General features: G+C 76.2%; 11 protein-coding genes. 1 reads left to right on the top strand and 10 read right to left on the bottom strand.

The window, feature by feature from the left end:
• Positions 1-35 precede the first annotated feature (35 nt).
• Positions 36-536, bottom strand: coding sequence for a pyridoxamine 5'-phosphate oxidase family protein (locus OSB71_RS05115; RefSeq protein ID WP_265944648.1), 501 nt, complete (start codon positions 534-536; stop codon positions 36-38).
• A gap of 222 nt (positions 537-758) precedes the next feature.
• On the opposite strand from OSB71_RS05115, the gene OSB71_RS05110 reads away from it, so the two are divergent.
• Positions 759-2264 carry a tryptophan 7-halogenase gene (locus tag OSB71_RS05110; protein ID WP_265944646.1) on the top strand — a complete coding sequence of 502 codons (1506 nt, stop codon included), beginning with the start codon at positions 759-761 and terminating at the stop codon, positions 2262-2264.
• Positions 2265-2271: 7 nt separating this feature from the next.
• On the opposite strand, the gene OSB71_RS05105 is transcribed toward OSB71_RS05110, so the two are convergent.
• From OSB71_RS05105 to OSB71_RS05065, 9 genes are all read right to left on the bottom strand, one after another.
• Positions 2272-3738, bottom strand: coding sequence for a CehA/McbA family metallohydrolase (locus tag OSB71_RS05105; protein ID WP_265944642.1), 1467 nt, complete (start codon positions 3736-3738; stop codon positions 2272-2274).
• 137 nt (positions 3739-3875) lie between these two features.
• Positions 3876-4238: a monovalent cation/H(+) antiporter subunit G gene (gene mnhG / locus OSB71_RS05100; RefSeq protein ID WP_265944640.1), complete on the bottom strand. Its 363-nt coding sequence runs from the start codon at positions 4236-4238 to the stop codon at positions 3876-3878.
• Positions 4235-4501, bottom strand: a complete 267-nt coding sequence (locus tag OSB71_RS05095; RefSeq protein ID WP_265944638.1) for an MrpF/PhaF family protein — start codon at positions 4499-4501, stop codon at positions 4235-4237. Before OSB71_RS05095 ends, mnhG begins: the two co-directional genes overlap by 4 nt.
• Entirely contained in the window at positions 4498-5040 is a 543-nt protein-coding gene (locus OSB71_RS05090; RefSeq protein WP_265944635.1) for a Na+/H+ antiporter subunit E, read from the bottom strand. The genes OSB71_RS05095 and OSB71_RS05090 overlap by 4 nt, the downstream gene beginning before the upstream one ends.
• Positions 5037-6548 (bottom strand): Na+/H+ antiporter subunit D, encoded by a 1512-nt coding sequence (locus OSB71_RS05085; protein WP_265944633.1) that lies wholly within the window; start codon positions 6546-6548, stop codon positions 5037-5039. The genes OSB71_RS05090 and OSB71_RS05085 overlap by 4 nt, the downstream gene beginning before the upstream one ends.
• On the bottom strand, positions 6545-6970 hold the full coding sequence (locus OSB71_RS05080; RefSeq protein WP_265944631.1) for a Na(+)/H(+) antiporter subunit C: 426 nt from the start codon (positions 6968-6970) through the stop codon (positions 6545-6547). Before OSB71_RS05080 ends, OSB71_RS05085 begins: the two co-directional genes overlap by 4 nt.
• Positions 6967-9960 carry a Na+/H+ antiporter subunit A gene (locus OSB71_RS05075; RefSeq protein ID WP_265944629.1) on the bottom strand — a complete coding sequence of 998 codons (2994 nt, stop codon included), beginning with the start codon at positions 9958-9960 and terminating at the stop codon, positions 6967-6969. The genes OSB71_RS05080 and OSB71_RS05075 overlap by 4 nt, the downstream gene beginning before the upstream one ends.
• Before the next feature lie 153 nt (positions 9961-10113).
• The gene (locus OSB71_RS05070) at positions 10114-11241 is read right to left on the bottom strand and encodes an ADP-ribosylglycohydrolase family protein (protein WP_265944780.1); all 1128 of its coding nucleotides are present in this window, start codon (positions 11239-11241) and stop codon (positions 10114-10116) included.
• Positions 11242-11368: 127 nt separating this feature from the next.
• A complete protein-coding gene (locus tag OSB71_RS05065; protein WP_265944627.1) occupies positions 11369-13981 on the bottom strand; it encodes a bifunctional FO biosynthesis protein CofGH in 2613 nt (870 codons plus the stop codon).
• Positions 13982-14073 lie beyond the last annotated feature (92 nt).

Raw genomic sequence — 14073 nt, 5'->3', positions numbered from 1 at the left:
TCCCTGGGACGGGCGGCCCCGCGGGCGGCGGAGGCTCAGGCGAACGCCTGCGCGAAGGCGGAGAAGTCGGCGGTGCGCCAGCGCTCCGGACGCAGGCGCAGGGTGACGTCGTCCACGAGCTGGGCGCGGGTGGCCCGCAGGTAGCCGGGCGCGGTGTCGGCGGGCAGGTAGCGGTGGGCCAGCGCCGTGCGGACCGCGGCGTCCACCGGGTCGCGCACCTCGACGAGCGGACCCGCCACGCTGACGTAGCGGTAGGGCGCCCGCTCGTCCTGCACGCACAGGCTGAACCGCCCGGCGGCCCGCACGCAGCGCGCCTTCAGCGACGCGCGGCCGGTCTGCACGAGGACGTCGCCGCCCGGCTCGTAGGCGTACCAGACCGGGGCCAGCAGCGGCCCGTCCGCGTCCCGCCGCACGTCCCGCACGCCGAGCACGCCGACGCGCGCTTCGGCGAGGAACGCCTCCCGCCGGGCGCGCGACATCCCGGGGAGGCCGAAGTCCTGTTCCGCGCCGTTCCCGGCCGGGGGAGGGGTGTCCACGGCGGTGCTCCTTACGCTCCGGAGGCGGCCCGGACGCGAGGGCCTGGCCGTCGCCGGGCCGGGGAAGAAACACCGAACACGGTACCGATGCCGAGCGTTTTGGGCTATACCCTGACACACGGGGCGGGTAGCGTGCCCGCAACACCGGCTCCCGCGACGGCGGATGGAGGACCAGGTGGCGAACACGTCGACCCTCGGCCGTACTTCGGCCGCGCCGGGCCAGTGAGCAGGGCGGCGGAGTACGACGTCGTGGTGGCCGGGGGAGGCCCGGCCGGTGCCACGGCCGCCACCCTCGTCGCGCGGGCGGGCCACCGCGTGCTGCTGCTGGAGAGGGAGTCCTTCCCGCGCTACCAGATCGGCGAGTCGCTGCTCCCGGCCACCGTGCACGGCGTCGCCGCGCTCCTGGGCGTCGCCGACGAGCTGCGCGCGGCCGGGTTCACCGTCAAGCGCGGCGGCACCTTCCGCTGGGGCGCCTCCCCGGAGCCGTGGACGTTCACCTTCGACGAGTCGCCCCGGCTGGCCGGGCCAGCGCCCTACGCCTACCAGGTCGAACGCATGCGGTTCGACGCCATCCTGCTGGACAACGCGCGCCGCCGCGGCGTCGAGGTGCGCGAGCGGCACCGCGTGCTGGGGGCGCTGCGGGACGGGCCGGGCGGCCGGGTCACCGGGCTGCGGTACGCCGACGAGGCCGGGCGGCACCGCGAGGTCCGGGCCCGCCACGTCCTGGACGCCTCAGGTCACCGCGGCAACCTCCACCGCGCGGCGGGCGGGCGCCGGGTGTACTCCGACTTCTTCCGCAACCTCGCCGTCTTCGGCTACTTCACCGGCGGGCACCGCCTGCCGCCGCCGGACGACGGCAACATCCTGTGCGCCGCCTTCGACGACGGCTGGTTCTGGTACATCCCGCTCGGGCCCGACCTCACCAGCGTCGGCGCCGTCGTCCACCGGGACGCCGCCCACGCGGTCCAGGGCGCGCCGGCGGACGCGCTGGCCGGGTTCGTCGAGCGCTGCCCCCTGATCCGCGACCACCTGGCCGGCGCGCGCCGCGTCACCGAGGGCCCCTACGGCCGGGTGCGCGTGCGCAAGGACTACGCGTACTGCGGCACGGCGTTCTGGACGCCGGGGCTGGCCCTGATCGGCGACGCCGCGTGCTTCGTCGACCCGGTGTTCTCCTCCGGCGTGCACCTGGCCACCTACTCCGGGCTGCTGGCGGCGCGTTCGGTCAACACCGTGCTGGCCGGGACGCTGCCCGAGGAGCGGGCCTTCGCGGAGTTCGAGGGCCGCTACCGGCGCGAGTACGGGCTGTTCTACGAGTTCCTGGTCGCCTTCTACGACGTGCACGGGGACCGGGACTCCTACTTCTGGCAGGCCCGCAAGGTCGCCCGCTGCGACGCCGGCGAGCTGGAGTCCTTCGTGTCCCTGGTCGGCGGCGTGGCCTCCGGGGAGCCCTCGCTCGCCCACCCCGGCGCGGTGGGCGACCAGATGGCCCGCGCCTCCCGCGCCCTCAGCCTGGCCACGAGCCCCGACGCCGCCGACGCGCACCGGGTGGACGCCCCGCCCGAGCCCGACGACATGCTGCTCAGCACCTGGGAGCAGGGCGTGGCCCTGGAGCGCGGCGCCGCGCCGGACACCCACTTCGGCGAGCGGGAGCCGCTGCTGCCCGGCGGCCTGGTCGCCACCCCCGACGGCGTCCACTGGGCGCGGCCGACGCCGCCCGACGTGCGGTGACGCCCGGTCAGTCGGCCTCCAGCCACACCGGGTTGGTCAGCGCCACCATCGCCCCCGGCCGCCCGCCGCCCGTGCCGGGGTGGCGCACCTCCGCGCGGACGTAGGTGGCCAGCGACGCCGTCGTCCGCCACTCAAGGGTCCCCGCCGGGCCCGCGCGCAACTCGCCCTGGTCGGTGAGCAGCCGCGCCGTCGCGCCCGGCGGCGCCCCGGTGACCTCCAGCCGCACGGTGACACGGGACGTGGACCGGGTGCGCAGCCGCTCCCCGATCCCGGCGTGCCGGCCGCGCTCGTCGCTCGCCGTCAGCCGCACCGAGACGGCGCTCGACTCCGCCAGGTAGGACCGGCCCGTCCGCAGTGCGTCCAGCACCGCGCGGCGGCTGAGGTCGTCGGCGTGGACGACGGTCTGCGGCAACCCGACGACCTGCGGCTCGCTGTGCGCGTCGCTGTTGCCCACGGCCGGCAGCCAGCCGTGGGCGCCGTCGGTCACCAGCCGGCTGTCCCACCCGGCGAGGGCCAGCTCGTCGTCGTCGGTCCACGGCCCGTTCCACACCTCCACCGCGTCCGCCCCCGCGTAGCCGAACTTCCACTGGCAGCCGACGTACGGGCAGTGCGGGTGCGCGGGGACCACGAGCCCGCCCGCCCGGTGCACGCGCCGCGCGAACCCCCCGTAGGCGTCGTCGCGGGCCCGGTAGCGCCAGTCGACGAACGTGCCCGGGTCGGTGCCCACGGCCAGGTAGTGCCCGTTGCGGGTGGTGACCTCCTCGCCGCACAGCACCAGCAGGTCGTCCCCCCACAGCCCCTCCCAGGCGCCGTGCGCCGAGGTGGTGTTGTGCTCGGTCGACACGATGAAGTCCAGTCCGGCCGCGCGGGCGGCCGCCGCCACCTCGGCCGGGGTCCGCCGCCCGTCCGAGTGCACGGTGTGCAGGTGCCCGTCGCCCCGGTACCAGGCCCGGCCCCGGCCGCGCGCCCGCTCCGGCGGGTACACCGGCTCCCGCGTCCGCCCTGGGGCGCCGTACCGCAGCGTCACCGTCACCTCGTACGCCAGCCCCTGCGGCGCCACGGTGTAGGGGCCCAGCACCACGTGCCACGTGCCCGCCCGCACCGGCCCGGCCAGGTAGCCCGGCGTCGCGCGCTCCGCGCTGATGGCGAACGCGTCGCGGAACCCGCCCGACCAGCCCCGGAAGCCGCGGCCGGGCAGGGCGGTGCCGCGCTCGTCGAAGACGCCGATGTCCAGCGCGTTGCCCGGCGTGCCCGGCGGCACCTCCGGCTTGTCGTAGGTGTAGGAGACGGCGATCTCGTGCACGCCGCGCTCCACCTCCACCGGCAGGTACACGAAGTCGGGCGCGCCCGGCGCCAGCCGCCCGCGCAGGGTGCGCGTCTCCCGGGCGCGCCCGCCGGCCCCGGCGAACCGCACCGGTGCCAGCGTCAGCGCCGCCGCGCCCGCCGCGCCGCCCACGACCACCCGTCGCTCCACCCCGCCACCCCCGACGCCGTCCCGGACCCCGGCCTTCGACGGTGCCACACGCGGGCGAAGTCCGCGAGAACCCCGCGCGACACCCGCCCGACGCCCGGTGGACGGCGCGGTGCGCCGCCCGCACGCCGGGCGCGGCGTCAGCCCTCGGCGCTCGGCGCGCGCTCCTCAGGAGGGATGCGGTGCGCCAGCTCGTCCTCGACGAGCGACGGGGTGTGCAGCGACGACGTGCGGTAGGCGGTGCGGCCGACGACCTGCGTGGTGACCGGGACGGTCAGGAGCTGGAAGAGGGCGACCAGCACCAGCGGGACGGCGTAGCGGAGCGGCAGTTGCAGCGCCGCGCCGAGCAGGATCAAAAGCAGCCCGAGGGTCTGCGCCTTGGCGGCGGCGTGCAGGCGGCACACGGCGTCGGGGAAGCGCAGCACGCCGACCGCCGTCAGCAGGCAGAACAGCGCGCCGGTCAGGAGCAGCACGGCCGAGGCGACGTCCGATACGGCGCTCACCGCATGCCCTCCCGCCGCTCCACCAGGTGCGCGGCGGTGACGGAACCGACGAAGGCGAGCAGGGCGACGGCCAGCAGCACCGGCACGCCCGAGCCGTCGGAGCGCACGGCGATGCCCACCGCGATCCCGGCTGCCAGCAGCGTGACCAGCACGTCCAGGGAGACGATGCGGTCCAGCACACCGGGGCCGCGCACGAGGCGGACGGTGGTGAGCACGGCGGCCAGGCCGAGCAGGGCGAAGGTGACGGCGTACACGGCGGTCACGGGGACTCCTTCCGGGGAGGCTGGCTGGAGGCGGCCCGGGCGTCGCGGCCGAGGGCGGAGACGACGGCCGCCTCGGCCCGGCGCAGGCGCTCGCGTTCGCCGGCGGCGTCCTCGGGCCCGGCCACCGGCAGCACGTGCACGTAGAGCAGGCCCCGCTCACGGTCGATCTCCAGGACGAGGCTGCCCGGCGTCACGGTGGTCAGCATCGACGTGCCGGTGACCAGCAGGTCGCTGTCGCTGGTGAGCGGTACTTCGACGATGGCGGCCCGCACCCGGGGCCCGTGCCGCACGGCGGCCCAGGCGACGGAGGCGGCGGACGCGACGAGGTTGCGCAGCAGCCCGCCGACCAGCCGCAGCACCCGCAGCGGGCGCACGGTGATCTGCGGGCTCACCGGGGGCAGCCGGAACGCGAAGACGACGGCCACGGACACCAGCAGGCCGCCGGTGACGACGAGGGCCGTCGGCGTCGACCAGAGCAGGACCCACAGCAGCCACAGCCACAGTACGGCGGGCAGCCGGTGCGGCGGTCGGCGGTTCACCGCTCACCTCCCCACACCGCGTCGCGGTAGGCGTCGGTGCGGATCAGCCCCGTGGCCGCGCGCTCGCTGAGGTCGGCCAGCGGCCCGGCGGCGACGGCGAGGAGCACGCCGGTCGCCGCCATGGCGAGCGTGGCGGTGACGGTCAGCAGCGAGCCGCGCCGGTGCCGCAGGCGCGCGGGGGGCCGGTTGGCGGGGGCGAACGCGCCGCGCCACACCCGCACCATGGCGTACAGGGTCAGCAGGCTGGTCACCAGCGCGGCGGCGGCCAGCAGGTAGGCGGCGGTCCCGCCCTGGCCGACGGCCGCGCGCAGCAGCGCGAACTTGGCGATGAACCCGGAGAACGGCGGGATGCCGGCCAGGCTGAGCGCGCCGAGCAAGAAGAACACGCCGGTGGCCGGGTGGACCGGGCGCCGCCGCTCGCCCCGCTCCATGCGCGAGAGCTCCGGGGTGCCGGCCGCGTCCACGACGAGGCCGGCGACGAGGAACAAGGTGGCCTGCACGGTGATGTGGTGGACGATGTAGAGGATCGTTCCGGTGAGCCCTGCGACGTCGAACAGGGCGAGCCCGAACACCATGAAGCCGACGTGGCTGACCAGGGTGAAGGACAGCAGCCGGTTGACGTCGTCCTGGGCGAGCGCGCCGAGGATGCCGACGAGCATCGTGGCGACGGCGAGGCAGGCCCCCACCCACCAGGTGTCGTCGCGCGGGAAGAGCAGCGTCTGGGTGCGCACCATGGCGTAGATGCCGACCTTGGTCAGCAGCGCGGCGAACACGGCGGTGATGGGCGCGGGCGCGGTGGGATAGCTGTCGGGCAGCCAGAAGTGCAGCGGTACGACGGCGGCCTTGATGCCGAAGACGACGAGCAGGAGCAGGCTCAGCGCGGTGCGCAGGCCGGGGTCGAGCTGCGGCACGCGGTCGGCGAGGTCGGCGAGGTTCACGGTGCCGGTGGCCGCGTACACCAGGCCGATGGCGGTCAGGAACATCAGCGACGAGGTGAGGCTCGTCATCACGTAGGTCATCCCGGCCCGCACCCGGGGCTCGCCGGCGTTGAGGGTGATGAGCACGTAGGAGGCGGCGAGCAGCATCTCGAAGGCGACGAAGAGGTTGAACAGGTCGCCGGAGAGGAAGGCGAGCGCGATGCCCGCCACCAGCAGCAGGTACGCCGGGTGGTAGGGGATGGCCAGCGACCCGCTGCGGTCGGCCGTGCCCTGGCCGACGGCGAACAGCAGCACGGCGAGCGCCACGAGCACGGCCAGGGCCAGCAGCAGGGCGGACAGCAGGTCGGCGACGAGCACGATGCCGATCGGCGGCGCCCAGTCCCCGGCCCGGACGACGACGGGACCGTCCCGCTCCACGAGCACCAGCAGGGCGACGGCGTCGGCCAGCACGAGCGAGAGCACCGCGCCGGTGAGCAGCCGCTGCCGGGTGCTGTGCGGGGCGGCGGTCAGCGAGAGCCCGGCCGCCAGCACGGGCAGCAGCACGGGCAGGGACACGAGCGCGAGCGTCATCCGGCGCCCCCTTCGTCCGGGCGCGGTTCGGGCGGCGCCGGCTCGTCGTCGGCGCGTTCGCTGACGTCGCCGATGCGGCGGTCCTCGGGGTCGTCCTGCACCTCGTCGTGGCCGGACAGGCGCCAGGAGCGGTAGGCGAGGGCCAGCAGGAAGGTGGTGACGCCGAAGGTGATGACGATCGCGGTGAGCGCCATCGCCTGCGGCAGCGGGTCGGCGTACTCCCCGGTGTCCCCGGCGTCCCCGTGCACCAGCGGCGGGGTCCCGGGCGGTCCGCCGGCGACCAGGAGCAGCAGGTTGGTGCCGTGGCCGAGCACGATGAAGCCCAGCAGGGCCCGCATCAGGGAGCGTTGCAGCAGCAGGTACACGCCGGCGGCGAACAGCACGCCGACGACGACGGCCATGGTGGCGTCCAGGCTCCTCACCGTGCGCGCCCCCCTTCTCCGGCGTCTCCGGCGTTCCCGGCGGTCTCAGCGGACTCAGCGGTCCCGGCCTCCCCGGCCTCCCCGGCCTCCCCGGGCCCTCCGGCGGCTTCCGGTCCGCCGGCCTCGTCGCCCTCCTCGGCGCCGGACTCGGTCTGCGGGGAGGTGCCCGCCGCCGCCAGCAGTTTGAGCACGACGCCGAGCACCAGCACGTACACCCCGATGTCGAAGAACAGGCTGGTCGAGCTCTTCACCGCGCCCAGCAGCGGCAGGTGGAACTCCCACAGCGCGCTGGTCAGCGGCGGGGCGCCGAACGCCAGCGGCAGCGCGCCCGCCGTCGCGGCGAGGGCCAGCCCGGCGCCGGCCAGCGTCCCCGGCTCGACGGGCGCGGCCAGCCCCAGGTCGGCCCGGCCGCCGACCAGGTAGCGCAGGATGAACGCCTGGCCGGCCACCAGCCCGCCCGCGAAGCCGCCGCCGGGCCGGTAGTGGCCGGAGAACAGCAGGAAGAGGGAGAGCACGATGATGGAGGGGAACAGCAGCCGGGTGACGACCTCCAGCAGCACCGAGCGCTCGGTGCCCGGCCGTTCCCCCGCCCCGGGCAGCCAGCGCTCGCGCGGCTCGTCCCAGCGTGCGGCGCGCGGCACCGGCGTCCGGCCCGTGCGCCGGGCCCGGACCGGCGGCCGGTCCGGCCCGGCGGCCGCGGCGGCGGGCTCGGGCCCCTCCCCCCGCCACAGCCGCACCAGGCTCACCACGCCGATCGCGGTGACCAGCAGCACGGAGATCTCGCCGAGCGTGTCCAGCGCGCGGAAGTCCACCAGGATCGCGTTGACGACGTTCTCGCCGCCGGTCTCGGAGACCCGGCGCAGGTAGTCGGTCGACGCCCCCGGGGTCTGCCGGGCCTGCGTGGCCACGACCGCGAACCCGGCGACGAACGCGCCCACCGAGACGGCCACGGCCACCCGCACCCAGCGTCCCAGCCGGGGCTGCCCGCCCGGGGTGAACCTGGCCGGCATGCGGCGCAGCACCAGCACCACCACGACGAGCGTGAGGGACTCCACGAGGAACTGGGTCAGCGCCAGGTCGGGCGCCCCCTGGAGGGCGAACAGGCCGGCCACCCCGTAGCCGACGGCGCCGGTGACCAGGACCGCCGCCAGCCGGTGCAGCAGGAAGGTGGCGGCGACGGCGGCCGCCAGCACGGCGAGCGCGAGCGGCACCTCCAGCGGCGTCCACCACGGCCGCACGCCCTCCAGAGGCGGCAGCGCGGCCAGCAGGCCGACGGCGGGCAGCAGCACGACGGTCGCCAGGGTGACCGTCAGGTACAGCGGCAGCGAACCGACCTGCGTGGTGCGCGTGACGGTGACGGCCGCACGGTGCACGGCGCGCACCGTGCGCCGGTAGCACTCCTCCGCGTCCGGCAGCCGGGGCAGCCGCCGCAGCAGCCGCGTCAGCGGGCCGCGCGCGGCGTGCAGGGCCAGACCGGCCGCGACGATCAGCGCGGCGATCCCGAGCGCCGGGGTCCACCCGTGCCACAGCGCCGTCTTGTAGGGCTCGGCGGAGAGCACCGGGTAGCGGTCGGCGTACGGCGCCGTCAGGGCGCCGGTGACCGGGTAGGCCACCGCGGCGGCCAACCCGAGCACCGCCAGCACCGCGCCGGGCGCGACGAACGCGGCGGACGGCCGCTCCACCGGGGTGGGCCCGGCCGCGTCCGGCTTGCGGGCGAACGCGCCCCACAGGTAGCGCGCGGTGTAGGTGACGGTGAGCACCGAGCCCAGGCACAGGGCCGCCAGCGCCGCCTGGTGCCCGGTCAGCGGGGCGTGCAGGAACGCCTCCAGCGCGCCGTCCTGCGCGATGTAGCCCAGCAGCGGGGGCAGCTTGGCCATCGACGCCGCCGCCAGCACCGCCACCGCGCACACCCCGGGCAGCGCCCGCGCCACGCCGGACAGCTCGCGCAGGTCCCGCCCCCCGGCCTGGTGGTCCAGCACGCCGACGACCATGAACAGGCTCGCCTTGAACAGCGCGTGCGCCAGCAGCAGCAGGGCGCCCGCGAGCGCGGCCGTGCGCGTCCCGGCGCCGAACAGGGCGATCATCAGACCCAGCTCGCTGATGGTGCCGTAGGCCAGCAGCCGCTTCAGGTCGCTCTCGCGCAGCGCCCGCCAGGCCCCCACGGCCAGCGCGTACAGGCCGACCACGAGCACCAGCGGCCGCCAGGGGGCGACCTCGGCGAAGCCCGGCGCCAGCCGCGCCACCAGGTACACCCCGGCCTTGACCATGGTGGCGGCGTGCAGGTACGCGCTCACCGGCGTCGGCGCCGTCATCGCGGCGGGCAGCCACGCGTGCAGTGGGAACTGCGCGGACTTCGCGAACGCCCCGAGCAGCACGAGGACGAGCGCGACGCCCACCAGCCCGCCGCGCGGCGGGTCCGCCAGCAGCGCGGAGATCCGGTAGGTGCCGCCCGCCTCCCCGAGCACGACCAGCCCCAGCAGCAGCACCAGGCCGCCCGCGATCGTCGTCAGCAGCGCCTGCTCGGCCGCCCGGCGCCGCTCGCTGCCCTCGCGCCGGCCGGCGATGAGCAGGAACGAGGCGATGGTCGTCAGTTCCCAGAACAGGTACAGCAGGAACAGGTGGTCGGCCAGCACCAGCCCGAGCATCACCCCGGCGAAGGCCAGCAGCAGCCCGGCCTCCCGTCCGTGCCCCGCCGCGTAGTAGGACGCGCCGTACGCCAGCACCGCGACGCCGACGCCGGTGACGACGCAGGCCAGCAGCAGCGACAGCGCGTCCAGGCGGAACGCCAGCTCCAGGCCGAGCGCCGGGGCCCACGCGACGGTCTCGGTCACCGCCTGCCCGTCGAGCACGGCACCGGCCCGCGTCAGCGCCCAGCCGAACGCGGCCAGCGGCGGCAGCGCCGCGACCGCCCACACCGCGCGCCCGAACCGCCGCGCCACCACCGGCAGGAGCGCCGCACCCACCAGGTGCAGCACCACCAGGCTCAGCACGCGCTCGCCGTCCTCTCCCGCCGGGAACCAGGGCGGCCCCCGCCCGGGGGCCGCAGGCCACGTGTTCCCAGTGGAGCGGCGGTGTAACGGACGCGGCGTCAGGCGGGTGGGGGATTACTCCGTTCGGACTCCCGCCGGCCGGGCCCCGGTCCGTCAGGCCCTCGGGTAGCGGTCGAGCCAGCCGGGGGTGCCGGCCGGAGTGGCGGGGCTGTGCAGGGCGGAGCCCTGGGTCATCTCCATGGCGAAGTCGTCCGCGAGCTGGAGGATCGTCGCCCGGCCCTCCACCTCCACCACCCAGTGCGGCGGCAGTGCGGTCTCGCCGTGCAGGGCGCCCAGCAGGTTGCCGCAGACCGAGCCGGTGGAGTCGGAGTCGCCGCCGTGGTTGACGGCCAGCAGCAGCCCGTGCCGCACGTCCTCGGCGACCAGCGCGCAGTACACGCCCATCGCCAGCGCCTCCTCGGCCACCCAGCCCTCACCCAGCGACGCCACCCGCTCGGCGCTGGGCAGGCCCTGGCGCACGGCGCCCAGCGCCCGCTTGAGCGCGTCGGTGGTCTCCTCGTGCCCGGGGTGGACGGCGAGCTGGGTCAGCGCGTGCTGCACGGCCGCGTCCAGCGGCTCCCCGCGCGTCACCGCGTGCACGATCGTCGCGAACGCCCCGGCCGCCAGGACGCCCGTCGGGTGCCCGTGCGTCTGCGCGGCGCACTCCATCGCGAGCTGGAACACCAGCGCCGGCTCCCACCCCACCAGCAGCCCGAACGGCGCGGAGCGCATGACCGTCCCGCAGCCCTTGGACTCCGGGTTCTTCGGCCGCTCCAGGGTGCCCATGCGCTCGTCCGCGAGCCCGGTGAGGCAGGCGTTGCCCGGGGCCCGCCGCGCGTACAGCCACTCCTCGCGCGCCAGCCACCCGTCCTCGCGCTTGCGCTCGTCCGGCCCCCAGTCGTGCTGCGTGGCGGCCCACCGCCGGTACGCGGCGTGCACGTCGGTGGGCGGGTGCCAGGCGCCGCTGTCCCGCCGCACGTGCGCGCGGATCAGCCCGTCCACGGTGAACAGCGTCATCTGCGTGTCGTCCGTCACCGCGCCGCGCCGCCCGTAGGCGGGCACGAAGCCGGTGACGCCCTGCGGCCCGTGCGTCTCGCGGATCGCGGCCAGCGCGTCGAACTCGACCCCCGCGCCCAGCGCGTCCCCGATCGCCCCGCCCAACAGGCACCCGCGCACCCGGCTGCGGAACGCCTCCTGCTCGGCACGCCCCCACACGCCCGCCCCACCCCCGGTCCCGTCCACCCCGGTCACGCCAGCCCCCTCCACGCGCTCGGACACCGTCAGCCCCCGCACTGTATTGCACCCGTGCGAACGCCCGGAGGCCCCGGGAGGGCCCCGGGGGCCGCGAGGGCGGGTGGGGCGAGCGGGGTCAGGGCTCCAGGACGGGGAGGAGCTCGGGGAGGTGGCCGTCGGAGGACTCGGCGGCGGCGACGCGCTCGGCGGGGACCTCGCCGTAGGTGGTGGTGCGGGGGCGCGCGGGGCGGCCGGCGGCCTCGGCGATGGCGCGCAGGTCGCGCACCGAGCGGTAGCTGCCGTAGCCGGAGCCCGCCATGCGGGAGATGGTCTCCTCCATCAGCGTGCCGCCCAGGTCGTTGGCCCCGGAGCGCAGCATCTCGGCCGCGCCGTCGGCCCCGAGCTTCACCCAGCTCGTCTGGATGTTGGTGATGTGCGGGTGCAGCAGGAGGCGGGCCATCGCCGTCACCGCGCGGTTGTCACGCGCCGTCGGGCCGGGGCGGGCGATCCCGGCCAGGTAGACCGGCGCGTTGGTGTGGATGAAGGGCAGCGTGACGAACTCGGTGAAGCCGCCCGTCTCCCGCTGGACGCGGGCGAGCGTGCGCAGGTGGGCCAGCCAGTGCCGGGGCTGGTCGACGTGGCCGTACATCATCGTGGAGGAGGTGCGCAGGCCCAGGGAGTGCGCCGTGGTGACCACCTCGATCCAGGTGGCCGCCGGCAGCTTGCCCTTCGTCAGCACCCAGCGCACCTCGTCGTCCAGGATCTCGGCGGCCGTGCCCGGCAGCGAGTCCAGGCCGGCCTCGCGCGCCGCCGTCAGCCAGTCGCGGATCGACAGGCCGGTGCGGGAGGCGCCGTTGACCACCTCCATCGGGGAGAACGCGTGCACGTGCATCCCCGGGACGCGCTCCTTGACCGCCCGGGCGATGTCGAAGTAGGCGGTGCCCGGCAGGTCGGGGTGGATGCCGCCCTGCATGCACACCTCCACCGCGCCGACGTCCCACGCCTGCTGCGCCCGGTCGGCCACCTGGGTCAGCGACAGCGTGTACGCGTCGGCGTCGGTGCGGCGCTGCGCGAAGGCGCAGAAGCGGCAGCCGGTGTAGCAGACGTTGGTGAAGTTGATGTTGCGGGTGACGATGTAGGTGACGTCCTCGCCCACGACGTCGCGGCGCAGCGCGTCGGCGACGCCGCACAGGGCGTCCAGGGCGGGCCCGTCGGCGTGCAGCAGGGCCAGGGCCTGGGCGTCGGTGAGCCCGGTGGGGTCGTCGGCGGCCTGGGACAGCGCGGCGCGCACGTCGCCGTCGATGCGCTCCGGCGCCATGCCGGAGGCCGCCTGCTCGCGCAGCGCGGCCCAGTCGCCGTACACCTCGTCGAAGTCCTCCCGCCGGTCGGCCGAGCGGCCGGCGGTGTCGATCGTGCGGTGCAGGTCGGTGCGCCCGGCGGCGGTGAACGGCTCGTCCGGCTCCTGCCAGGGGCGCCCGGTGACGGCGGCGTCCGGGCGCGCCAGACCCGTCTCGGGGTCGGCCAGCGCGCGCACGTGGGGCAGCACCCGCGGGTCCAGCCACGGCTCGCCGCGCCGGACGAACTCCGGGTAGACGCACAGCCGCTCGCGCAGCTCGAACCCGGCCGCGGCGGACCGCTCGGCGAGCAGGTCGAGCTGCGGCCACGGCCGCTCGGGGTTGACGTGGTCAGGGGTCAGCGGTGAGATTCCGCCCCAGTCGTCGACGCCGGCGCCGATGAGCCGCGCGTACTCGCCGTCCACCAGGTTCGGCGGGGCCTGCAGGCACGCCGCCGGGCCCATGATGTGGCGTGCGACGGCCACCGTGGCCACCAGGTCGTCCAGCTCGGCGTCCGGCATCCCGCGCATCGCCGTGTCCGGCTTGGCGCGGAAGTTCTGGATGATCAGCTCCTGGACGCCGTGGTAGGCGCGGGCCACCCGGCGCAGCGCGAACAGCGACTCCGCGCGCTCCTCGGCCGTCTCCCCGATGCCGATGAGCAGGCCGCTGGTGAAGGGCACCGACGAGCGCCCCGCGTCCTCCAGCACGCGCAGCCGGACGGCCGGCTCCTTGTCCGGCGAGCCGTGGTGCGGCCCACCCGGCTCGCTCCACAGCCGCCGCGCCGTCGTCTCCAGCATCATGCCCATCGACGGCGCGACCGGCTTCAGCCGCTGGAAGTCCGACCAGGACAGCACGCCGGGGTTCAGGTGCGGCAGCACCCCCGTCTCCTCCAGCACCCGGATCGCCACGGCGCGCACGTAGGCGAGCGTGTCGTCGTAGCCGTGCGCGTCCAACCACTCGCGCGCCTCCGGCCAGCGGTCCTCGGGCTGGTCGCCCAGGGTGATGAGCGCCTCCTTGCACCCGAGCGCGGCGCCCTTGCGCGCGATGTCGAGCACCTCGTCCATCGACATGAACATCCCGTGCCCGGCGCGGCGGAGCTTGCCGGGCACGGTGGCGAACGTGCAGTAGTGGCACCGGTCGCGGCACAGCCTGGTCAGCGGGAGGAACACGCTCTTGGAGTAGGTGATGACGCCGGGCCGCCCCGCCGCCGCCAGTCCGGCGTCGCGCACCCGGGCGGCGGAGGCGGTCAGCGCCGCCAGGTCGGTGCCGCGGGCCTGGAGCAGCACGGCCGCCTCGCCGACGTCCAGCGCGACGCCGTCCCGGGCGCGCCTGAGCGCGCGGCGCATGGCGGTGGCGGTGGGCGCGGGGGTGGCGGGTGCGGGCGACGGGGCGGAGGGCTGCGCGTCGGAATGCATTACCCGAGCGTACGACGCCGCCCCACCCGCCCCGCGCCCCCGCACCCACGCGCGGGGGCGCGGGGCGGGTGGGGCGGCCTCGCGCCCGGGAA

Source organism: Streptomyces marinisediminis (assembly GCF_026262575.1).
GTDB lineage: Bacteria > Actinomycetota > Actinomycetes > Streptomycetales > Streptomycetaceae > Streptomyces > Streptomyces marinisediminis.
This window is presented reverse-complemented; position numbering and strand designations above follow the sequence as displayed.

Coding starts and splice junctions, on each gene's coding strand:
- OSB71_RS05085 (WP_265944633.1), bottom strand. CDS start 6,548: ATGACGCTCGCGCTCGTGTCCCTGCCCGTGCTGCTGCCCGTGCTGGCG.
- OSB71_RS05065 (WP_265944627.1), bottom strand. CDS start 13,981: ATGCATTCCGACGCGCAGCCCTCCGCCCCGTCGCCCGCACCCGCCACC.